General features: G+C 57.0%; 20 protein-coding genes. 14 read left to right on the top strand and 6 right to left on the bottom strand.

What is annotated here, in order from left to right:
* Positions 1-510: 510 nt before the first annotated feature.
* On the bottom strand, positions 511-1,380 hold the full coding sequence (locus tag HMPREF2682_RS06430) for a PRD domain-containing protein (protein WP_070832452.1): 870 nt from the start codon (positions 1,378-1,380) through the stop codon (positions 511-513).
* A gap of 259 nt (positions 1,381-1,639) precedes the next feature.
* Here HMPREF2682_RS06430 and HMPREF2682_RS06425 point away from each other — a divergent pair, with 259 nt between their 5' ends.
* From HMPREF2682_RS06425 to HMPREF2682_RS06385, 9 genes are all read left to right on the top strand, one after another.
* A complete protein-coding gene (locus HMPREF2682_RS06425; protein WP_005504149.1) occupies positions 1,640-2,383 on the top strand; it encodes a response regulator transcription factor in 744 nt (247 codons plus the stop codon).
* Positions 2,384-2,476: 93 nt separating this feature from the next.
* Positions 2,477-4,132, top strand: coding sequence for a sensor histidine kinase (locus HMPREF2682_RS06420; protein ID WP_246827266.1), 1,656 nt, complete (start codon positions 2,477-2,479; stop codon positions 4,130-4,132).
* A 266-nt stretch (positions 4,133-4,398) separates the two neighbouring features.
* On the top strand, positions 4,399-5,100 hold the full coding sequence (locus tag HMPREF2682_RS06415) for a TetR/AcrR family transcriptional regulator (protein WP_005504153.1): 702 nt from the start codon (positions 4,399-4,401) through the stop codon (positions 5,098-5,100).
* A 182-nt stretch (positions 5,101-5,282) separates the two neighbouring features.
* Entirely contained in the window at positions 5,283-8,096 is a 2,814-nt protein-coding gene (locus HMPREF2682_RS06410) for an MMPL family transporter (protein ID WP_070832449.1), read from the top strand.
* A 73-nt stretch (positions 8,097-8,169) separates the two neighbouring features.
* Positions 8,170-8,625, top strand: a complete 456-nt coding sequence (locus HMPREF2682_RS06405; RefSeq protein ID WP_070615758.1) for a fluoride efflux transporter FluC — start codon at positions 8,170-8,172, stop codon at positions 8,623-8,625.
* On the top strand, positions 8,625-9,077 hold the full coding sequence (locus tag HMPREF2682_RS06400; RefSeq protein WP_005504159.1) for a fluoride efflux transporter FluC: 453 nt from the start codon (positions 8,625-8,627) through the stop codon (positions 9,075-9,077). Before HMPREF2682_RS06405 ends, HMPREF2682_RS06400 begins: the two co-directional genes overlap by 1 nt.
* Before the next feature lie 225 nt (positions 9,078-9,302).
* Positions 9,303-9,944, top strand: coding sequence for a VanZ family protein (locus HMPREF2682_RS06395; RefSeq protein WP_070832446.1), 642 nt, complete (start codon positions 9,303-9,305; stop codon positions 9,942-9,944).
* Between the two features lie 113 nt (positions 9,945-10,057).
* Positions 10,058-10,603: an ArsR family transcriptional regulator gene (locus HMPREF2682_RS06390; RefSeq protein WP_168167725.1), complete on the top strand. Its 546-nt coding sequence runs from the start codon at positions 10,058-10,060 to the stop codon at positions 10,601-10,603.
* 40 nt (positions 10,604-10,643) lie between these two features.
* Positions 10,644-11,078 (top strand): HEPN domain-containing protein, encoded by a 435-nt coding sequence (locus HMPREF2682_RS06385; protein ID WP_065423910.1) that lies wholly within the window; start codon positions 10,644-10,646, stop codon positions 11,076-11,078.
* Between the two features lie 161 nt (positions 11,079-11,239).
* Here the strand turns inward: HMPREF2682_RS06385 and HMPREF2682_RS06380 are convergent, their stop codons facing one another.
* The 3 genes from HMPREF2682_RS06380 to HMPREF2682_RS06370 form a co-directional block, all read right to left on the bottom strand.
* The gene (locus tag HMPREF2682_RS06380; protein WP_049345964.1) at positions 11,240-12,247 is read right to left on the bottom strand and encodes an MIP/aquaporin family protein; all 1,008 of its coding nucleotides are present in this window, start codon (positions 12,245-12,247) and stop codon (positions 11,240-11,242) included.
* A gap of 480 nt (positions 12,248-12,727) precedes the next feature.
* The gene (gene argE / locus HMPREF2682_RS06375) at positions 12,728-13,957 is read right to left on the bottom strand and encodes an acetylornithine deacetylase (protein WP_070832440.1); all 1,230 of its coding nucleotides are present in this window, start codon (positions 13,955-13,957) and stop codon (positions 12,728-12,730) included.
* A gap of 112 nt (positions 13,958-14,069) precedes the next feature.
* The gene (locus HMPREF2682_RS06370; protein WP_070819214.1) at positions 14,070-14,612 is read right to left on the bottom strand and encodes a flavin reductase family protein; all 543 of its coding nucleotides are present in this window, start codon (positions 14,610-14,612) and stop codon (positions 14,070-14,072) included.
* A 383-nt stretch (positions 14,613-14,995) separates the two neighbouring features.
* On the opposite strand from HMPREF2682_RS06370, the gene HMPREF2682_RS06365 reads away from it, so the two are divergent.
* The 5 genes from HMPREF2682_RS06365 to HMPREF2682_RS06345 all read left to right on the top strand — a co-directional run bounded on the left by HMPREF2682_RS06365 (position 14,996) and on the right by HMPREF2682_RS06345 (position 20,541).
* Positions 14,996-16,999 carry a DUF6541 family protein gene (locus HMPREF2682_RS06365; protein ID WP_070832438.1) on the top strand — a complete coding sequence of 668 codons (2,004 nt, stop codon included), beginning with the start codon at positions 14,996-14,998 and terminating at the stop codon, positions 16,997-16,999.
* A 171-nt stretch (positions 17,000-17,170) separates the two neighbouring features.
* Positions 17,171-17,908, top strand: a complete 738-nt coding sequence (locus HMPREF2682_RS06360; RefSeq protein WP_070678822.1) for a glycosyltransferase family 2 protein — start codon at positions 17,171-17,173, stop codon at positions 17,906-17,908.
* Positions 17,909-18,286: a DUF2304 domain-containing protein gene (locus HMPREF2682_RS06355; protein WP_005507976.1), complete on the top strand. Its 378-nt coding sequence runs from the start codon at positions 17,909-17,911 to the stop codon at positions 18,284-18,286. It begins immediately after the preceding gene.
* A gap of 51 nt (positions 18,287-18,337) precedes the next feature.
* On the top strand, positions 18,338-19,213 hold the full coding sequence (locus HMPREF2682_RS06350; protein WP_070832435.1) for a glycosyltransferase family 2 protein: 876 nt from the start codon (positions 18,338-18,340) through the stop codon (positions 19,211-19,213).
* A 155-nt stretch (positions 19,214-19,368) separates the two neighbouring features.
* A complete protein-coding gene (locus HMPREF2682_RS06345) occupies positions 19,369-20,541 on the top strand; it encodes a hypothetical protein (protein WP_246827264.1) in 1,173 nt (390 codons plus the stop codon).
* Positions 20,542-20,886: 345 nt separating this feature from the next.
* On the opposite strand, the gene HMPREF2682_RS06340 is transcribed toward HMPREF2682_RS06345, so the two are convergent.
* Both HMPREF2682_RS06340 and HMPREF2682_RS09405 read right to left on the bottom strand, forming a co-directional pair.
* Positions 20,887-21,111 (bottom strand): hypothetical protein, encoded by a 225-nt coding sequence (locus tag HMPREF2682_RS06340; protein ID WP_070832432.1) that lies wholly within the window; start codon positions 21,109-21,111, stop codon positions 20,887-20,889.
* A gap of 196 nt (positions 21,112-21,307) precedes the next feature.
* Entirely contained in the window at positions 21,308-21,907 is a 600-nt protein-coding gene (locus tag HMPREF2682_RS09405) for a DUF7340 domain-containing protein (protein WP_141762617.1), read from the bottom strand.
* Between the last annotated feature and the right edge of the window lie 836 nt (positions 21,908-22,743).

The raw sequence follows: 22,743 nt of genomic DNA, 5'->3' as shown, positions 1-22,743 counted from the left end.
GCGTTATTTTTGTGAAATTTCAGGAATGACGGCATCTTATGCGCGGGCTGACGAGGTGCTTGTTGCGGGATATTTTGACTGCGATGGTGCAAGAAAATAATTTACAAAGAAAATACCGAACAAAAAATGGGTATGCGAGTCAAAAGATGTGGGATTTATAAAAAACCCACATTTCCCTGCGGTCTGTCCACAGAATGGTATTTCTGGAATACGCCGTTATAAACCGCCATTTCAAAATTTAAATCGACGCGCTAACGCGCGAAGGAAAACCCGGGAAAACGACAATTTAGTGACAGGTTGTATATATAAATAGCAACCCACCTTTAACGGCCACGTTCCGCCCGGCAGCACCCCTCTAGAATCCTCACTCCCAGATTCCACCACCCGAACCCCTCACCGGAATCCCGGGGTATAGATTTCGTGGCGTAGAAAAAGCCGAGGTGTAGAAAAAATCTGGGGTATAGAAAAAGCGACCGAGAACCCTCCCGGTCGCTTTCTATCGAACATCCGCTACGCGTTAATACCCCACATATCCCGCGCCAGACGCGCAATATGAATCGTCAAATACGTCAACTCATCACGAGTCAGGCTCTGCTTCAGCTGCATCTGCAGTACCAACAAAACCTTCTGCGCACACGCGTAGGCGCGCGGTACATCCGCACGAAGAGCCGCCAACAAACTCGGCTGCGACACCTCATCAGCATCCTCCGTGCGATTCGCGGAGGCGCGGCTCGCCCGCACAAACAGGTACCTCAGATGCGTCACAAAACGTGCCGCACTCATTGAGTCCGGGTCGATCTTCCGCTCGTAGCTCGCCTCAATAATTTCAAAAACCTGCGCGAAAACCTCAGTCATGCGGAATGCCTGAGACATATCCGCCGTCGCAAATTGCGCGTTGACTAGGTGCAACGCCAAAGGAATAGCCTCATTCGGGTCCAGCTCAACCTGCAGGCGCTCGCGAACCATTTCCAAAACCGTGCGGCCGTACTCCACCTCGCGCGGGTAGAGAACAGTCACCTCCGGGGCGAGCGGATACTGCACCCGCACCCCGTCACGCGCACGAACCACCGCATAGTGCAGGTGATCAGCCAGCGGAAGAATAAACGAGTTCGACAGCTCCAGCGCACCCTCGGCGCGCACCTTCGACTCCAAAAGTGTGGCAATCGACAGAATCTCCGCCGGGATCTCAGAAAGAGTCATGCTCAGGCGCTCACCCGACATACCCTTCTCAGGCACAAACGTCTGCTCCACTGCAGACGGGTCAATCAGCTGGCCCTTACGCTTACCAAAGGCAATGCCGCGACCAATCATCACGGACTCCTTGCCGTAATGATCCACAGTGAGGACAACATTGTTGTTATAAATACGGCTAATGCGCATGTGTCCTCCTCTGCGGGTGTCGGGGCGCCTGTGTCGGGGTGGCACACTGAAACGATAAAAGGCGATTGAGTATCACCTAAGCTACTACAAATTTTACCGAAAGATTGAACCCGTATTGAAGGGTTAACGCGCATGGTTGGGATAATGAGCGGCGCGAAACTGTGCCCCAGCTGTGATGCGGGCAAGCATTCCATAAGTTTGAGGCTGAAAACCGGCTCTTACCCCACTGTGAACCCTAAATCGCGATACTCTTAACCACATGAGCAGTAAAGCAACCGAAATCGCCAAGAACCTTCCCGCCCTCGAGCACCCGGACGGCAGCCCCATCCGTGCCCTCGTCGTTGACGATGAGGAGATGCTCAAGGAACTCGTCAGCATGGGTCTGAAAATGATCGGCTGGGATGTGCAGTCCGCAGGCGACGGCCCCTCCGCGCTCGCGATTGCCCGCGATTGGCGCCCCGACGTGCTCGTGCTGGACATTATGATGCCCGGCTTCGACGGACTGGAGCTGCTCACCCGCATCCGTAAGTTCTACCCCGAAGTTCCCTGCCTTTTCCTGACCGCTAAGGATTCGGTCGATAACCGTATTGAAGGCCTTGCCGCCGGTGCGGATGACTACGTGACTAAGCCCTTCTCCATGGAAGAGGTCATGATCCGTCTGCACCGCCTGGTGCAGCGCTCCGGCGTTGCCGCCATTGACGACGCTGAGCTGGTCGTCGGTGACCTGGTGTTGAACCAGGATACCCGCGAGGTCACTCGCGGTGGCGAGCAGATTAACCTCACCGCAACCCAGTTCGACCTGCTGCGCTACCTCATGGAGAACGCGAAGCGCGTGGTCTCCAAGAGTCAGATTCTTGATAATGTCTGGAACTACGATTTTGGTGGTCAGGCAAATATTGTGGAGCTGTACATCTCGTACCTGCGTAAGAAGATTGATGTGGGTCGCGAACCGATGATTCACACCGTGCGCGGTGCCGGTTACGTGCTGCGTCCCGCTGTCTAAGTTTATTCTCTGCTCTTCATATGGCGCGGTATAACACCCGGTTATACCGCGCCATATCAGTTATATTCCGTATTTCGAATATAGAAAGAAAGGATGCTCGTGGGCTCCTACTCACCCGGTGAACCCGCCTCCCCGGATAACGAAGCAACCCGCCCCCTGCGCGCGGGTGCCCCCGCACGAGACGGTGCCGCACCCTCCCAGGGGAACTTCTTCGTGCGCCTACGTGCCGCCTGGAAGAGCATGAGGAACCCCGAGGCGTCCCCCGAAGAACTCGGGTACGTACCTCACCTGCGTTCGCGCCTTATCGCCATCCTCGTGGCAGCCCTCGGCATTGCCTGCCTCATCATCGGCCTGTCCACCTACGTGACCCTGCAGAACTCCCTCTACCAGCAGGCGCAAAGCGACCTCAAAGAAACCAGCCACCGCGTAGTGCAACCGACCTCCCGAGACGGCAAGCGAGAAGAAGTGGACTGCAGTGACCTGCAGAGCAGTAAATCCCTCTTTGCGCCCGGTCAGGCGTCCGGAACTATCATCACCTGCGTGGAATCCGAAGGTGCCGTAGAAATTGCCAGCAAGCTCGCCAAGGACGGCACCGTACAAACCCTCTCCGCCAATGACCAGGTAACCCTCGGAACCATGGCACTGAACGCCACCAAAGAAGAAGTCCGAGAGGTCAAACTGGAATCCGGCCTGTACCTCATCAAAATCACCCCGAAGGCTAATAGCAGCGCCGACGCCCAGGTGGTTGGTATTCCACTCGCCAACGTGCAGCAGACCCTCACCATCTTCGTGATTGTGGTGTCCCTCGGGTCTATTGCCGTCATGGTTGGTGCTGGCGTGGCGGGCTCCTACATTATTCGCGGCACCATGAAGCCCCTGGAGCGAGTCTCCGCGGTGGCAACCGATGTGGCGCACCTGGATCTGGAAGAGCACACCATCTCCTCGGCGGTGCGAGTGGAGCCGCGAGATTCCGACCCGTGCACCGAAGTGGGTGCGGTGGGCTACGCCCTCAATCAGCTGCTCGATAACGTGAACTCAGCCCTCGAGGTGCGCGAACGCACCGAACATCAGATTCGCGCCTTTATTGCGGACGCCTCCCACGAGCTACGCACGCCCCTTGCCGCCATTAAGGGGTACTCCGACATGCTCCGCTGGACCGAGCCGCTCAGTGAATCCGGCCAGTCCTCCCTGGCGCGTATCGATTCGCAGACCGAACGTATGTCACGCCTCGTGGAGGACCTTCTGACCCTTGCTCGCCTGGACGAGGGCCGCGAACCCAAGCTGGAGCAGGTTGATCTGACCGAGCTGGTGCTTGAATGCACCTCCGATATGCAGGCGGCAGCGCGCACCCACGAATGGCACCTGAACCTGCCCGACGAGCCGGTTGAGGTTGTTGCCGATCGCTCCCAGATTCAGCGCGTGATCTTGAACCTGCTCTCGAATGCTCGCAAGCACACCGATGAGGGTACGCGCGTGACCGCGGGCCTGTCGGTGGATGCTGCACGCCGTGAAGCTGTGGTGACCGTGGCCGATAATGGTCCGGGTATTGCCCCGGACTTCTTGCCGAAGATTTTTGACCGCTTCACCCGTGCCGATAAGGCGCGTTCCGGTTCGGATGGAACGACTGGTCTGGGCCTGGCGATTGTGCAGGCGATTGTGCAGGCGCACGGCGGTTCGATTCAAGTGCAGAGCCAGCCGGGACATACGGTCTTTACGGTGCGTCTGCCTTTGGAGGCGGCGCGCGCCTAGTGCGCTTGATTTGTGGTTCGCTGAGCGACTCGCTTGGCGGGTAGTTTGGGTGAGTATTCGAGGGGGTGGGGTATGTTGTGTGCGCACTCTGCTCCCCTGCGGCGTTTTTGAGGGTTTATAGCGCCTTGACATGCTAAAACGCTAAATTACTTGTTGAGTAAACGTTAAATCTGCACTTCAAGTTTATTACCCAGAGTGCAAATATGTGGTGAATCTAACCCCCAAATAGTTACCCCCAGTGAAACAATGCGCGTATTGTAAAAAACATGGCTAATCTTGTTGAATCTCCCGCAAACATCACGGACAAGCGCTCCGCCCGCAAGGCAGAGAACCGCATCGCAATCGTTGAGGCAGCAGAATCCCTCATCCTCGAGGGCGGCTACGGCGCCCTCAACGCAGAAGCACTCGCAGAACGCGCAGGCGTCTCCCGCCGCACCATCTTCAACCACTTCGCCTCCGTAGACGACGTACTGGTCACCCGCATGAACCAGTACTTCAACCGCATCTTCGAAGAATGCGACTTTACCGTTTCCGGTGAAAACGCAAGCATGGAAGCCGAAATGCTCTCTATCGCCCGCAAGGTCTTCAAGAGCAACACCCTCGAAGAGTACATCGCACCCTTCGCGCACCTGCTCTACGCCCTCGAAATGGACAGCCCCGCGAAGTTCGAAGAATACTCGCACGTCATCCTCGAGCGCACCTACGACATCTTCCTCGAACGGTACCTCGCGGCATACCCCGACCTGCCCTACCTGCGCGTGGCAGTCTTCGCCTCCAACCTCGCCGAAACCATCGGTGAAGGCGTCTACTACTACCTCACCCGCGCCGAAGAAATGACGGTCAAGGTTGCAGCAGAAGCCCCCGAGGGCACCCACCCCGAAGCACTCGCCATTGAAGCAATGCGCCAGTGCGTCCTCGAAGCACTCGACTACCTGGGCCGTCTGGTCCAGGGCGAATTCGCAAGCTAAGCCCCATAGCGTCAACGCTCAAACACTCTCGCTTCGGGCACCTCATCTGCAGGTGCCCGGGGCGGGGTGTTTTTTGCCTAAAAACAGAACACAGCGTTCGCCGTACAGGGCAAACCACACACCGTATTCACACGCACCCACCATCCAAACTCTTCACTCACTTAACTTCAAAGGACTGAATCATGGCTACATGGCTCTACCGCATCGGTGAAGCTGCCGCCCGCCGCGCATGGGCTGTCATCCTCACCTGGGTACTCATCGTTGCCGGTGTAGCGGGTGCCTACACCGCGTTCCACGGCAAGCTCAGCAACACCTTCACCATGCCCGGAACGCAGACCCAGCAGCTCTCCGACGAGCTCGCCCAACGCTTCCCCAGTGCCAACCGCGGCTCCGGCCAGATCATTCTCACCACCGGTGACGGCACCGCCCTCACCGAAGAGCAGAAGCAGGCATTCTCCGCCGCACTGAGCGCGCTGCCCAGTGAGGTGCTTTCCGTGGACGCGGTCACCGACCCGTTCACCACCACCTCCAAGCTTGCAGAAGCGAAAACCCAGCTTGACGAGGCGCACGCCAAGATTGACGCTGCCCCCTCCCAGATGGAGGACGGCAAAAAGCAATTGAATGCCGCCGCCTCGCAGCTTGAGGACGGCACGAAGCAGATTGCCGACAACGAGAAGAAGCTCGACGACTCGCAGGCGCAGATTAGCGCAGGTCAGGAGCAGCTCACATCCGCGCAGAAGCAGCTGGATGACGCGCAGGAACAGCTGAAGGACGGCTATGCCCAGGCGGAGGCGGCAGGCTCACCCGCCGCCATGATGGAGCAGCTCAACGCCCAGCAGGCGCAGCTGACCGAGCAGCAGAACGCGTTCAATGAGCAGCGCGATACCCTGACTGAGAGTCAGAAGCAGGTTGATGCGGGTCGTGCAGAAATCGCCTCGAAGAAGGACGAGCTGGCTGAGGGTCAGAAGAAGCTGGACGAGCAGCGCAACCAGCTGCAGAAGACCGAGAGTGAGCTGCCGGCACAGCGTGAGCAACTGGAGCGCCAGCAGAAGCTCTACGACTTCGCCTCCGGCTACCGTATGGTCTCTGAGGATCAGTCCACGGCGATTGCGACGGTCTCGTTTAAGAAGAAGATTTACGAGGTGCCTTCCGCCGAATTGCAGAAGGTCATGTCCGACATTGAGTCGGCGAACTTGCACGGGGCGACCGTCCAGTTCGACGCGAACCTGAGTGAATCCGCGCTTGGTGGCGGTTCGCACACCGGTGAGATGGCGGGTATGGTCATCGCCTTCATCGTGCTCATGGTCATGCTCGGCACCCTCGTGGCTGCCGGCCTGCCGATTCTCATGTCTTTGGTGGGCGTGGTGGTGGGTGTGCTCGGCACGCTTTCGCTTTCCTCCGTCGTGGAGATGAGCTCCACTGCCTACACTCTGGGTTTGATGCTTGGTCTGGCGGTCGGTATCGACTATTCGCTGTTCATTCTGAACCGCTACCGCACGAACCTGCTGGAGGGCATGCCGAAGGTTCAGGCAATTGCTCTGGCGAACGGCACGAGCGGTAACGCCGTGATTTTTGCGGCGAGCACCGTGATTATTGCGCTTGTGGCGCTGAACGTGACCGGTATTCCCTTCCTGGGTGTGATGGGTAATGCCGCCGCGTTCTGCGTGGTTGTTGCCGCCCTGATCGCGGTGACTCTCACCCCGGCGGTGCTGTCCTTGGCGGGTACCAAGATCATGTCGAAGAAGCTGTGGGCTTCCATCGATACCCCGCAGAAGATTGCGGAACGCCGCGCGCAGGATGCCGAACGCACCGAGAAGCCGAACGGCTGGTTGCGCCTCGTGCTGGCGCGTCCGTTACTGACTCTGGTGGTCGGTACGCTGGCACTGCTGGCAGTTGCCGCCCCCATGTCTCAGATGCGCCTGGGCCTGCCGGACGCCTCGAACTACCCCTCCGATAGCGCCGCGTACAAATCGTACGCGTTGGGCAAGGACAAGTTCGGTGAGGGCATGAGCGCCCCGCTGGTTGCGGTCGCGCACACCCCCGCGAATATGAGTGAGGAGCAGGCTCAGCAGGCGCAGATTGATATCGCCTCTGCGGTCAAGGAGCGCGGCGGCGCGAACGTGCAGGCTGTGGTTCCCGGCGGTATGACTGATGATCGTACCCTCATGATTTTCCAGGTGATTCCCGCCCACAGTGCAAGCTCCGTGGAGACAGAAGAGCTCGTCCACGAGCTGCGAGCCGTGACCGTTCCGGTTCAGGGCTCTGAGGTGTCTCTCGGTATTGCGGGTCAGACCAGCGGCAATATTGACGTCTCCGAGGTGCTCGCGCAGAAGCTACCCCTGTACCTGGGCGTGGTGATGGGCCTGTCCTTCCTGGTGCTGATTCTGGTGTTCCGTTCGATTATGGTTCCGCTGGTTGCCTCGGTGGGCTTCCTCTTCTCGGTGCTGGCAAGCTTCGGTGCCGTCGTGTCGATTTACCAGCTGGGCTTCATGAGCTCCCTCTTCGGCGTGGACCACCCGGGCCCGGTGCTGTCCTTCCTGCCGACCCTGCTTATCGGTATTCTTTTCGGTCTTGCGATGGATTACCAGATGTTCTTGGTGACCGGCATGCGTGAAGCGTACGTGCACGGTAAGGATGCGGCGACCGCCATTGTGAGCGGTTACAACCATGCGGTGCGTGTGGTGGTGGCTGCCGCGATCATTATGATTTCGGTGTTTGGTGGCTTCATCTTTGCTGACTCGACCATGATTCGACCGATGGGCTTTGGCCTGGCGTTCGGCGTGCTCGTGGATGCGTTCATTGTGCGCATGACGCTGACCCCGGCGATTATGGCTCTGCTGGGCGATAAGGCGTGGTGGATGCCTAAGTGGCTGGATCGTCTCACTCCGAATATGGATGTTGAGGGCGCCGCGCTGAGTGAGAAGATGAGCGAGAATATTCAGCACGAGCGTGAGTCTGCTGCTGCCGACTCGGGTAGCAAGCTCGGGTCAGAGTAAAGTATTAGTGTGCGTTTGTGCGCTACGGCGCACTCTGAAGACTAGTACGAGACGAAAGGGCAGGTGCACGGTGATGAGGAATCGCGCGAGTATCCGACAGTGGATAGGAGGCGTTCTGAGCCGTGTGCCTGCCCCTTTTCTTGTCTTTTTGGGAGGCGGTACGGGGGCGCTGTGTCGCGTGTACACTCCCGGTGGTGTGCTGGTGGCGAACCTGCTGGGTTCGTTTACGCTGGGCCTGCTGACGATGGTGTGGAACGCCTACGCGCGCCGTGACGGTGAGGAGCGGATTCATTCGTTCCGTCTGCTCTTTGGTGCCGGCATGATGGGCGGCTATACGACGTATTCGTCGATTGCGGCGGTTTTGGCGCAGACGATTTTTCTGCCGTACACGGTGCATGCTCAATATATGGTGCTGGCTGTGGCGGTGCTGCTGGTGGGTGGTTTGGTTGCCGCCGCGGCGGGCATGCTGACGGGTCGTTTTGTGGCGTCCCGCTTGGTGCCCGCCCGTGATGTTGAGGAGGGCCGCTAATGTTTTTCGCTTTGATGGTTTTCCTGTGCGGCGGTTTGGGTGCGATGACCCGCTTCTTCCTGGATAAGGCGATGTCGCCTCGCCTGCGTACGGAGTCGTCGATTATTAGCCCGGTGTTCGTGATTAACCTGGTGGGCTCGTTCCTGTACGGCCTGCTGATTATGCCGGTGTCTAATCCTCGCGCGCTGGGGGTGCACTATAACGCCACGGATCAGGTGGCGTTCTGGTGCACGGTGATTACGACCGGTCTGCTGGGTGGGTTTACGACGTTTTCGACCGCCATGGTGGAGGCGCTGACCGCCCGCTCTGAGGGCAAGATGGTGAAGTTCCTGATGCTGTGGCTGGTGCAGGTTGTGGGTGCGATGGTGGCGGCTCTGGCGGGTGCGTTGCTGTTTGTGTTGTTGTTTGGTCGGTATATTGCGCCGGTGTTCCCGCCGGATGTTCTGTACTGACGGCGCCGGCTGTGGTGGTTCTCATGGCGTGTTTGGGTGCGTGTACAGCTTTTTCACAGTTTCGCCTAGGGTGAGCCATAGAGCGGTCTTTTACACTGGTGGTGAACGATATGCGGCGGGTATGAACGGTAACCCGCTATATACCACCGGGAATATATGTTAGAACAGGCATATATGCAGGTGGAGTTCATATAATTCACTCTCACGACCTAAGGAACACGCAGCATGCAGGAACTACTGAATAAACACATGATTGGCACCTTTGCCATCGAGATTGTGGCGCTGACCGTCGCGCTCTCCATCATCGGATTTATTGGTATGCGCCTGCGCGCCAAGAAGACCGGTCGAGCGCACAGCATCCGCCAGTACTTGCTGACTGCGTCCTTTGCGCTGTTCCTTGCTTCTATTCTTTCTCTGACGCTGACCCCGATTGGCTCTTCCAATAGCGTCACGAACCCCGAGCTGTACTACCCGCGTTTCTATGTGGGCTGGAGCTGGCAGCAGGCGTGGGATCTGACTGCCGGCATGGGTCTGCGCCGCTTCGCAACGACCGTGTATGCGCAGCTCTTTTTCAACGTCGCCATGTTCATCCCCTTGGGCTTCTTTACTGCGGGCTGCCTGCGCTGGGGTCTGCGCGCCACGGCGCTGAGTGGCTTCGCATTGTCGAGTTTCATTGAGTTGAGCCAGTTGACCGGTAACTGGGGTCTGGCGGGCTTCACCTACCGCACTTTCGATGTGGATGACATTGTGAATAACACTGCTGGCGCGGTGCTCGGTGCGGTCTGCGTCTGGGTGGTGCGTGCGATTCAGAAGCGCCGCGCGGCTAAGCACGACCGGGTGCTGACAATGGCATCCGCCGCGGCCTAGTACCCCTCCAAATTAGCAGACGTTTTCATAACATGATTGATATAATTCATGTTATGAAAACGTCTGCTCCTAGCCTCCTTCCCATCTTGCGTAGCGACCTGCAGGGTGAAGTGATGGCATTGCTGTTCTCTCACCCTGAGCAGCAATACACGGTGTCACAGATTGCTGATGCGACACGTGCATCATTGCCGACTGTTTCCCGAGAAGTGAATCGTCTAAATCAATCTGGTCTGGTGACTGTCCAGAATGTTGGCAAGGCCCGCATGGTGCAAGCCAAAGTTGATAATCCGGTGGGTCAGGCGATGCGTCAGCTGATTCTGGTAACTTATGGCCCTGTTCCGGTGCTCCGGGATACTTTGCAGGGTGTTTCCAATATTGAGGGTGCCGCTATTTATGGCTCGTGGGCTAGCCGTCGTTCTGGGGTGGCTGGGCATGTGCCGAACGATATTGATGTGCTGGTTGTTGGCTCCCCTTCACGTCAGAAGCTGTATGAGGCTATTGATGATGCTGAGCAGAAGCTTGGCTATGAGGTGAACGTAAAGCGGCTATCTCATGAGGCATGGAACTCGCAGGATGGTTTCGTGCAGACTGTGCGCTCGCGCCCGATGGAGGTTCTCTTTGGGCAGCTGGAGGTGAACGATGTCGACGCTGAAGCCTAATGCCCCGACTCCTGGTCCATGGACCGTTGGCCGGGAGCGCATGCTTGAGCTGATTAATGCCGGTGAGTTGGAACGGGTCGCTGTAAATCGTGAGCATGCTCAGGGTCTGTTGTTGCGTGCTCATCGGCATCTAAAGACGGCGCATCGTCTGGTGGTTGATGATCCGGAAGGTGCCTATACGCTCCTCTATGATGCTTCGAGGTTGGCGATGACTGCTGCCTTGGCGGTGCAGGGTCTGCGGCCGACTACTCGGGGAGGTCATATTGTGGTGGGTGATGCGTTGCGTGCTCAGCGAGGCCCTCATGATGTGGTGGGTAAGCTGTATTCTCGCTTGCGTCGAACTCGCCATGAGGTTGAGTATCCCGGTTTGGATTATGAGCCTATAGCTGTGGAAGAAGCTGAAGAGGCTTTGGAAGATGCAGAGTATATCGTTCAGGAGATGACTCTTTTTATTCCTAAGCTAGGACCTTTCTAGACGATATTTCTTTTCGGCACCCCTGAATGAACCTCCTTCCGTGAGGTAGACGCAACGAACCCCTCATTTTCATAACCTGAACAACATAAGTCAGGTTATGAAAATGAGGGGTTCGCCGTTTTAGATGAAACCCTAGACAGGGAAGTTCTCGGGTGGGAAGACTACTCGTCGTCGGTCACGCGGTTCACGACGCGGGTGCTACGGTTACCCTTCACCTCTTCGGGTAGCAGAATCGGCATGGAACCGGTCGGGGTGTAGGTTGCTGCGCGTGCCGCCGCGGTAGCGTGGGTGTCCTCAAATTCGGGGACGACCTCGGAGCTGGGTGCGCGGTACAGGTGGCTATTAGCCCACCACGCGAAGAGCAGAACCACAACTGCCAGCGCGCTGGAAACGAACAGCCACGGGCTGACCTGACCCTCGTAGTAGAGCTTGAAGAACGCGCCACCCATGAAACCACCGGCAATCGGGCCGCAGATCGGAACCCACGCGTAGAACCAGCGCGAGGAGCCCTTATCGTGGATGGGCAGCAGGGCGTGCATGAGGCGCGGACCGAAGTCACGGGCGGGGTTCAACGCGTAGCCGGTCTGACCCCCCAGACCGATGACGAGCACGGCGACCATGAAGCCGAAGGCGAGGGGCTTGAGCACGTCGTTGAGGTTGAGGGAGAGTTCCACACCGCCGCTGATGGACGGCTTGAAGTTCACACCGGTGTACAGCGCCGAGAAGACCAGCATGAACGTGCCAATCATTTCGGAGAGGGCATTGGTGAAATAGTTGTGAATGGCAGGGACGGTACCGAAGATACCGAGCTTAATCTTCTTGTCGGCGGTTGCCTTCCAGTGCGGCAGGTAGTTGAGGTAGACCAGTCCGGCACCGACCATTGCGCCGAGGACCTGGGCGATGATGTAGCCGGGGACCTTCTCCCAGGGGAATTCGCCGTAGGCTGCCAGACCGATGGACACGGCGGGGTTTAGGTGGCCGCCGGAGTAGGCGTGGGAGGCGTAGACGCCGAAGGTGACGGCGAAGCCCCAGCCGAAGGCGATGGTGAAGAAGTTGTCGCCGTGGCCTTTGGATCGGCGAAGTTCGACGTTGGCGATGACGCCGCAGCCGATGGTGCACATAATGAGCGTGCCGAGGAATTCGGCGAGGTAGGGGCTGATGGTGTACACGGGGTGTCCTTCAGGTAGTGAACTGCGGGTGGTAAACCGGGGTTTGACCGGGTGTGCAGTGCCGAGCGTGAGGGAGGTGTGGTTTTGTGTGGGGTTATGCCGCCCGAGTGGCGTGTTTACCCTTTGGCATCTATGGAACCTTGAATACCCCTGGAAGACAATACTTTTGTGTTATTTCACCCTTAGACATAAGCGGTTTTTCGGGTTTTTCGTTTAAAAATAAATGTGGTGGATGAGGGGAAAAACAGGCATAGTCCACACCTTGGACTCATTCCATAAACCCATACTTAAACCCACAGTTCAACCGATCGTTAAATCCATGGCTCAACCAACACTTGAACCCCGCCAACACCACCCGCCATCAGCGCAAAAATGCCCGGGCACCTTCTTGAGGTACCCGGGCATTTTCTGTAATTTTCGTGCGGCTCTTGCGAACCGCGGTGGGCTGGCTGTTACGCCGCTACATGGTTGCTACATGTGCTACTTGGCGCTCGCCCAGTCGAGAATCGCCTCGAAGAAGCGCTCGCATTCGCTCAGCTGCTCCAGCTCAATCCACTCGTTCGGGGAGTGCGCCTGGGCAATATCGCCGGGACCGCAAATGATGCTCTGCACGCCGGCGCGCTGGAACTGGCCCGCCTCGGTGCCGTAGGTGACCTTCTGTGGTGCGTCATTGGTGCCCAGCCACTCGTGGGCGAGGTGCACGATGGGTGCGTCGTCCTCGGTACCCAGGCCCGGCACGGCTGCGAGCAGTTCGTGCTTCACACCCGCGCGGGAGGTGAGGCTACCGGGCTCTGCACCGGTCAGCTTTTCGGCGCGTGCGGCGCGCGCCTGCAGGTCGGGCAGGATGACCTCCGAAAGTTCGCGGTCAATGCGCTCCACGAAGGATTCGGTGGTCACCTGCGGCAGGGTGCGCACATCGTACTCTACGACCGCCTGCTCGGCGACGATGTTGTACTGCAGGCCGCCGGTTGCCAGGTTCACGCTACCGGTGGAGTGGGGAATGATGAACGACTCGTCGAACGGGCCTTCTTCTTCCCACTGGTCCGCCATGTCGGTGAAGAAGGTGATGAACTCGCCTGCTGCGGCAACCGCGTTCACGCCGTGGGTGGCGAGGGAGCCGTGCTTGGGCACGCCGGTGAAGGTGACGCGGCCGCGGTGTGCGCCCTTGTGCGCCGAGATAATGCGCATACTGGAAGGCTCACCAACAATCGCGTAGTCGGGGGCGAGGTCGCGCGCCACGAACTCCTCGATGAGTGCGGGTGCACCGATGCAGCCGATTTCCTCATCGTAGGAGAACGCGAAGTGCAGGGGAGTGCGCAGCTTCGCCTCGGCAACGCGCGGCAGCAGCCAGAGTGCGACAGCGAGGAACCCCTTCATATCGCAGACACCGCGGCCGTAGGCGCGGGTACCCTCCACACGCAGGGTGAACGGGTCGGCGTCCCACGCCTGACCGGCGACGGGAACGACGTCCGTGTGGCCGGAGAGGATGAGGCCGCCGCGGGTGGTGCCGTCCGCTGCGGGGACGGTGATGAAGAGGTTGGCGCGGGTGCCGTCCTCGTTGTAGGTGCGCACGCCGCTGTAGCCGTAGCGGGCGAACTCGGCTTCGATGAGCTCAATGAGTTCGAGGTTGGAGCTACCGGAGATGGTGGGAATCGCGATGAGCTTTTCGAGCCAGGGGAGGGATGCGGGCTGGGTGGTCTGAGCCGTCATAACTATTCCTTCTGCGTTGTGGTGCTGTGCGCTGTTATGTTCAGGGTACGCCGCGGGGCGGTATTCGTCGCCTCATGGTCGTCGAATACCGCCCCGTGACCCCTGCGCGGGGTTAGATGATGTAGTTGTTCACGTTGGAGTGGTCGCCCAGCGCGTGGAAGTTGCGCGAGTGGTAGACCAGCGGGGTGCCTTCGCAGTCGTTGCGGATGAACTCTTCAACCTGCGCGGTGAAGACGAGTGCGGGGCCTGCCTCAACGCGGCTGAGCGGGGTTGCGCGCAGTACGCGGCGCACGCCGTGGACGAGGGGCTCGCCGGTGTGGACGAATTCCCAGGTGCTGGGGTCCTCAAAGCGAGGGTAGTCGTGGGTTGCGAAGTTCTTCGCGAGGGTGACATTCTCAGCGTCGAGCATGTGCACGAGGAAGGAGGAAGCAGCCGCGATCTTTGCTGCGGAGCCGCTGTTTGCCTTGAGGGAGAAGGCGATGATGGGCGGTTCTGCGGCGACGGAGGTCAGCGAGGAGGCGGTGAAGCCTGCGGGTTCGCCGTTTTCGTCGGTGGCGGTGATGATGGCAACGCCGGCGGGCTGGTGGCCGAAGGCGAGCTTGAACTGCTCGGAGGTGTCGGCGATGGGTGCCTGTGCTGCAATGGTTTCGGTCATGATCGACCCTTTCTTCTGCGGCTGCGTTTGAGGGGTCGTCCAGATGTGTATGCGTTGGGCGACCCTTTGTTAAGGGGAGATATGTTTCAGAGTAAAGCTAATGGGTGCTGAACACCTTATTTATTGCCCTATGTTTCTTAGGTGCACCTTTCATGACGTAGGGCGTGAAATATTACGTCATATTCTTCGTCATATGGGAGCTTCACACAGACAGCCCAACCAGCGCCCTGCAACACATGATTGAGGTGCTATCCCTCTCTCTTCCGCGGGGTTTCGCGGGGGTGAAGAGGGCTCTAGGGTATCCTTGCTTGGTACGCGAAAGCGCACCGACCCCCGTATTTGAGGGGTTTTCCGGTGCGTGAACTGTGGGGAGAAGAAGGTTAATGAGCTGGTTGGCAACTATTCCGCTGCTACTTTTTGCGGTCGTGTTGGCTTTTGGCCCCGGCTATGCAATGGGCTGGGCGCTGCGTGTTCCCGCACGTCTGCGCGTTTTTTATGCGCCGCTGCTGTCATTTGGCTTGGTGGGCGTGTCTGCTATTGCATTGGGCAAGATCGGCATTGCGTGGAGTCTGCTACCCTTCGTGGTGACCGCCGCGGTGCTGATTTCCTTGGCCTGGGCCCTGGTGTGGCTAGTGGGTCGTCGCTGGCCCACGCTGACCTCCGCAGAGTGGCCGGGTAATGATGTTCCTGTGGCGTGGCCGGTGGTGGGTGCAGTACTAGGTGGTTTCCTGGTGTTGCACATGACCGAGGACATGGTCTACGGGCCTGAGGCGTTCTCGCAGAGCCTGGATAATTCCTTCCATATGAATGCGATTCGCTGGATTCAGGAGCACGGCGACGCCTCCAGCCTGACTCTGGGTGCTGTGAGTGCAGCGGATCAGCAGCCTACCTTCTACCCGGCGGGCTGGCACGATTTTGTGTCCCTGATTTATAGCACCACGGGTACGAGTATTGCGACCGCCACCATTGTGACCGTGCTACTGGCTGCCGGTATTTTGTGGCCCTGCTCGCTGGTAGCGTTCAGCTTGAGCATTCCGAAGCTTCGCCGCCTCCAGGCGCTTGCCATCCCTGCAATAATTGGTGGTTTTGCAGCGTTTCCCGGTCTCCTCCTGCGTTGGGGTGTTCTCTTCCCGAACCTTCTAGGGTACGCTCTGCTACCTACGTTTGTGGCATTAATGGCGCATTTGGTTCAAGCTCTGTTACGTCGCGAGTTCTCGGTTCTACTCTCTCTGGGGCTATCAGCCCTGGTGAGTATCGCGGGTCTAGCGCTCGTACATCCGAATGCTGTGGTGTCCGCCGTGGTCTTTGCTCTACCGATGCTACTAGCTGGTGTGGTACAAGTAGTGCGCTCGCACGAGTTGACCTCGCGGCAGAAGCAAATGGGTAGCCTTCTGCTGGTAGGTATATCAATCGGATGTGTGGGTGCTTGGGTGGTGCTACGCCCCGATAATGCCGCTAGTAGTTCGTGGTTCCCCATCTTGAGCGAAGGTGACGCTCTTTATCAGTTCCTTTTCCTGGGCCTGGAGAATGGTAATCAGCTGGGTGATACTTTCAATCCTTCTCATGTAGTGGGTTTCCTGGCGTTATGGGGTGTCGGGTATCTGCTATACAAGCGCCGTAACCTGTGGCTGATTGCTAGCTGGGCACTGATTGGTTACCTGTGGATTATTGCGGCTACTGTGCCGCGCGGTGACTTCCGTTTGCTGATGGTGGGCCCCTGGTACACTGACCACTTCCGCTTGGCGGCGCTAATCGTATTCCCCTCAGCAGTTCTGGCTGGTATTGGATTGGGTGGTTCCGTGGAGGGGCTGCTCACCTGGATAGTCCGTCGCGTTCCACGTACGGCGCGTCTGAACGTGGCGACGGCCGGAATGGGTGTTGCCGCGGTGTTGGTTTTGGTTCTTGCCGGTCTGACTTCGCGTGTTCCTTCGGTGCAGGAGACAACGTTGGCTGTGTCGAAGGAATATCGGGTAACGCCGTCTTCTGTCGTTGTGACCCAGGATGAGTTGAACGTCATTAATGAGATTCCGAAGATTGTCCCCAAGAGTGACACTATTGTGAATAATCCCTGGGACGGAAGCCCCTTTATATACGCACTGGCTGATCGTCACTTGACCAGTTACCACTTTGAGTTCCAGACCTCTCCGAAGTACGCGGCAATCATCAATAATTTGAAGGATGCCGCCACGAACCCCGAGGTGTGTCGTGAGGTAAAGCAGTACCGTGCTTATTGGTACGTACATATGGAGAACCAGCTGAACTTCGGCCCTGATGCCCAGAAGAATTACGATGCTCTGGTGGAGGCTAGCGCCACTGACCTAATGACACCGGTGTATTCTTCGGGTCCTGTTGTTCTGTACCGTATCACCGCGTGTGATAACTCCTAACGGAGTCTGCCATCACGGGTACGGTCTCAATGATTGGGGGCGGCGTGTATAGCGTCATCCCCTTCGTTATTCGTTAAACCTGTACTATCTGTACTGATAAGATGGGATTTGGTATGCCCGCGGTGTATGCCGACATACACATACACGAAAGCAGGAAGGTATAAGCACTGCATGAACTCTGAGGTACTTTCGCAGACTCCTCGAACACTCATCATCATGCCGGCGTGGAATGAGGAGGAGGTGATTGGCGGGACGATTGAGGAACTTTTCCGCATGATGCCTGAGGTCGACCTGGTGGTCGTCAATGATGGGTCCACCGACCGCACTTCTGAGATTGCGCGCGCTGCCGGCGCTTTCGTGATTGATCTTCCCTACAACATGGGTATCGGTGGCGCTTTGCGCACCGGTTACAAGTATGCTCGCCAGGCCGGTTATGATCGCGCAATTCAGGTTGATGCTGATGGCCAGCATGACCCGAAGGGTATCCGCACTGTGCTTGCTGGCCTGGAGGATGTCAACATCTCGATTGGTTCCCGCTTTGCTGAGGCGACCAACTATAAGGTGTCTGGTCCGCGTAAGTGGGCGATGGTGGTTCTGGCCCGTATGTTTACGATGATTTCGGGTGAGAAGTTCACCGATGCCACCTCCGGTTTCCGTGCAGCAGATCGTAAGGCGATTGAGCAGTATTGCGAGCATCTGCCTGCAGAGTATCTGGGTGACTGTATTGATGCCTGCGTGATGGCGATTCGTTCTGGCTTGACTGTAAAGCAGGTGCCGGTTGAGATGCGTGAGCGTCAGGGCGGTACTCCTTCTTCAAGCCCGTGGAAGTCTGCGGTGTACCTGGTTCGTTCTTTCTTCTCGTTTGGCATGTCGATGACTCGCCAGAAAACGAATGTGGGGTCTAAGTAAATGAGCGCAAATATTTTCTTCCTTCTCATCGTTGTGGTGATGGAGGTTCTCGTTCTGGCGCAGGTACGCAACCAGAAGATGAAGGAAAAGTACGCCGCACTGTGGCTTATCGTTGGTGTCATCATGATTGTGTTGGCGCTTTTCCCGAAGCTTTTGGATGCCCTCTCGCGTCTGGTGGGTATTGAGACCCCGGTCAACCTGCTGTTCCTACTGGCGATTATTATGCTGATGGGTATTAGCTTGCACTTGACCCTGGCTATCTCGAAGATTACGGATGATATGCGTACCCTCGCTGAAGAAGTTGCGATTATGAAGGCTCTTCAGCGTCAGCCGCAGGGCGCTTCCCGCGCTACGGAGCGAGAGCAGAAGAAGCCCTAAAGCCCCTGATTTTTATACGTTTCTACACGTTTGAGCTTGGAGTAATACCTCATGACCGTTGATATTCTGTTCCCCTACTACGGCGACGTTGCCATGATGAAGCAGGCTGTGCTGTCTGTGGTCGGTCAGACCAACCCGGACTGGCGCATGATTGTTGTTGATGACGGCTACCCGGACGACTCGATTCCCGGATGGTTCGAGTCGCTGAAGGATGAGCGCATCACCTACATGCGTAATGAGAAGAACTTGGGCGCGAACGGTAATTACCGTAAGTGCTTGACTTTCGTAGAGAATGACCTGGTCACCGTCATGGGTGCTGATGATGTCATGCTCCCCAACTATGTGCAGTGGCTGGTGGATTCGGCGGCGAAGCACCCTGAGGCATCCATTTTCCAGCCCGGCGTGGTCGTGATTGATGAGAACAACGGCCTGTCGAACACTCTGGTGGAGCAGACTAAGGCGTTCTATCGTCCTAAGGGTGAGGCTGTGTTGAAGGGCGAGGAGCTGGCTACCTCCCTGCTGCGCGGCGCGTGGTTCTACTTCCCGTCCTTGGGCTGGCGTAAGGACGCTATTGTGGGCACCGGCTTCCGTGAGGGCCTGAATGTTGTGCAGGACATGGCGCTGATTCTGGACATTACGATGCGTGGCGGCTCCCTGTACTACGACCCGCAGGTTGCGTTCATGTACCGTCGTCACGGTGGTTCCGACTCGTCTTGGCGTGCCCTGGAGGGTACCCGCTTTGATGAGGAGCGCCGCTACATGAACACTATTGCTGATGAGATGGCGGCTCTGGGCTGGTCGAAGGCTGCTCGCGTGGCTCGTATTCGTTTCTCCTCGCGTGCTCACGCGCTGACTCTGCTGCCGAAGGCGGCTCTGGCGAAGAAGTGGCAGGGTGTTAAGAACCTTGCCGAGCACGTCGTAAAGTAAAGATTTCAATCTTATAGGTGCGACCAGTAGAGAACGGAGATAGCGTGGAATCATCGGTAGAATCCCAGCCGAAGAAAATGACTCGTGGTCATTCGATGGCAATTTTGGGATCGTCCGGTTTAGCTGCACTATCTTCTCTGGGAATTACCGTTATTGTGAAACGGTTTCTTGAGGGCGAAAGCCTGACGGAGTTCCTTCTCTTCTGGTCGCTTCTTTTTGCCCTCTACGGCGTGGTGGTAGGTATCCAGCAGGAAGCTACCCGCGCTGTGGGCACTGCACGCCGCGACGGTAAAACTGGGGCACGTATTGCCCCTGTGGGTGCTCTGGTGGGTCTTATTGTGGGCGGTCTGACCTTAGTGACGAGCCCTCTGTGGGCTCCCGCCCAGATTCCTTTGAGCGGGTTTAGCGGTGTGCTTCTCCTGAGTGTCGGTGTGGCCCTCTACGCCATGCACATGACTCTCTACGGTGCGTCTGCTGGTCAGGAAAGCTGGTACCTCTTCGCGAGCGTATCGGGGTTTGACGCTATTTGGCGCATTGTGGCTATCTGTGCGGTCGGTCTGGTCTCTGCGCATCTCGTCGGTCTTGAAGCTGCAACAGTTTCCCCGGTGCTCCTGTGGCTGCTGATGGTGCTTCTGCTGCCGGAGGCGCGGCGAGTTTTTGGCTCTCGTGCGGATGTTTCATCGGGTCGTCTGCTGTATAACTACACGCTGTCGATGGGGTCGTCGACTGCTAACGCGGTTCTTATGATGGGCTTGCCGCTTCTGCTGAACGCGAGCATTGATTCGAATGACTCGCTGCAACAGGTTATTTTGGCGGTTCTGATTCTCGCGATTTCGATTACGCGCTCGCCGATTATGATTCCTCTGCAGGCTTTTCAGGGTGTTGCGGTGTCTGCTTTCTTGAAGCAGCAGAACCATCCGTTGCGTGCTTTTGCGAAGCCTGCTGGTGCGCTGTTGGGCGTGGGTCTTGTGGGCGCTGCGGCGGCTTATGTGCTGGGCCCGTGGCTGTTTGGTCTGCTTTACCCGCCGAAGCCTTCGGAGATTGAAGCGTACGCCCATGTGGTGACTTCTCCGATGCTGGCGCTTCTGGTATTTGCTTCTGTTTTCCTGGCGCTTTTGGTGCTGTCGGGGTCGCTGGTTATTGCGTTGAATATGCACCGTTCATATGTGGCTGGTTGGGTGCTGGCTGCTGTGGTTGCTTGTGTTGTGGCGGTGTCGCCGTTGCCTCTTCTGACGCGCACTCTTCTTGCCCTGTATGTGGGGCCGATTCTTGGCCTGCTAGTGCATTTGGGTGCGATGGTGTGGCAGGCGCGTTCTGCGTCGAAGTAGTAGCAACGCTGAGATGAAGAGTATTTGATAAATAAATGATGAGGGGTTGAGCAGACGAATAGTTATGCTCAACCCCTCATTTTTAGTAGAGTGAAGAATCTCTAGGTCTCCGGATTGTACGAAGTAACCTTATGCTGTGGTGAATCGACTGAATGGTTCATCCGTCGCGTAGGAGGGCATCTACTGTGGTCAGTATTAACCCATGCCATCCACAACCCCCAAAGGGCTATCGCAAGACCAGCCCACACACTAGCCTGCTCCTGCGATAGAATGCCGTAGGTTTGTAGAACAGCAGTGGCTGCTGGAATCACTGCATAGAGTTGCTTACGCCACCCCGGACGATGCCTAAGCACGACGCTTCGACTTCACGAGGTTCTCCAAATCTGCAATTTGCTTGTGAAGACGTAGCATATTCTCATCGAACCATTCCACGATAGCTCGAGTGCTGACTTTTGCCTGACCGAAGCGCTGTACGGCAGGGTCGCCTTCACGCACAAAAGGCTCATCATACACATCAGTCAGAGCTCGATGAGCTGCCTGGTATGCAGTGTTTTCAGAAATAGGTGCCATGATAATCTCCTTGGCGGTTGGGCGGCTATGGTAGCCGCGGTTTAACAGAAAACCCCGCCGGGATAAACCCGACGGGGTGAACTACAGCAGTGAAATAACAGCTTCATGCGGTAGTTTTATCTGCCTGGGAAAATGGTGTAATCCTACTTGGACTGGTTACCTATGTTCACAGGCAGAAGCATAATGGTGGACGATATTAGTCCTGGCTATGAAGTAGCAGGGCTAAGGCCTTCATGCCTTCTAACCCTTCCCACACAGCAGAGCATGAACGACAAGATGCTCGTTCAGCGGTGTAATACAGTGCAGATTTGCGTATTGATGTTGAGCCGTCGCAGCTTGTTTTCGTGACTTCCTGCTCCCCGCAATTAGGGCAAAATCCCTGCAAGTCATGACTGGGATGGCGCAACGCAACAATGGCCCGAATCCAACTAGTCGTTATTGCCAACGCCTCATCATGAAGTTCCTGATGTAAGTGATTGCGAATCCACGCAGAAACCTGATTTTTCAGCGATGCACCTGGGAATGAGCCCATAACAACGGAACGAATAGACTCCTGAACTTGTAGCGCATTAGCAGAAATGGGCATACGACATCCAAAGCGGCTGGTGCTGGACGCTCCTCCGGTACGTGAACCGCCCGCTACATAATCTGCCAACTCATCCAATAACGCCTGATGGCGTGGAATGCGGAACTTTGGGCGGTGTAGACATCGACGGTCTGCGTCCTTCACTGGCGTGCCCACGGTTAGAGCGATCAGATGCTGTTGTAGCTGCTCGTCAGACGAAATGGTAGCCATAATGATGTAGCCTCTCTGCTAAATGAGTGAATTATTGATATCCGCTACAGTGCGGAAGGTGTGTGGACCATAGTGTTGGTCATACATGGATTTGCCCTGCTTCTGCTTCGTGGCAGCGAAGTTGAAGCATGCGACAGACGCTTTCTCCGTGCGTGTAGGAATGATGCTAGGCCGGCATCATGGACGACCAATTCATCCTGTTCGCTCTTCTTACCGATTGGATTTACTCCAGTGTCCTGGTGCTCGTTCTGTCGCTTCAATTGCCGGTAGTGCTTGCGGCACAAAGGATGCCCGGCATGTCGAGAATCCTCATCTATTGGCTTCTCACAACGCGTGCAATGAGAAAGCGCAAGAAAAAGAACCGGATTTGCTCGCGAAGGGTAAATTCGCTGCTTTGAAGTTCGTCGAGCTCGAGGGTTGATAGGAAGGTAGACCCGCGGTGAATCAAGAGGGACGGTACCCTCTGGTGCGTGGATACATGCACGGCAGATGGAATAGATGGGATTCCACTGATTCTCTATTGCGATGCGTTGTCCGTAATTTTCAGGGTGGATACTACAGGCTGGAAGAGAGATGCCAGCGGTTCTCCAACATCTAGGACAAATAGGTTGCCCTGATGATATGCGGGGATTCTTGTGGAGGCGTATCGCCCTATGCCGCGCTTGGCATGTGCGGCAACCAGTGCGATATGTGTCTGTCGGCTCGTGGCATCCTTTGCATAGCCGGGATGGGTACTTCATGAGTCCTCCTTGGAATCAAAACCTAGCAGAAGATTAATCCGATGTTTATAAAAGACGTAAATCAGCCTTTAATATTCATCGGGGGGGGGGGGTAAT

This window comes from Rothia sp. HMSC061D12 (genome assembly GCF_001836735.1).
GTDB lineage: Bacteria > Actinomycetota > Actinomycetes > Actinomycetales > Micrococcaceae > Rothia.
Note: the sequence above shows the minus strand (reverse complement) of the source record. Positions and strands in the feature narration are given on the sequence as shown.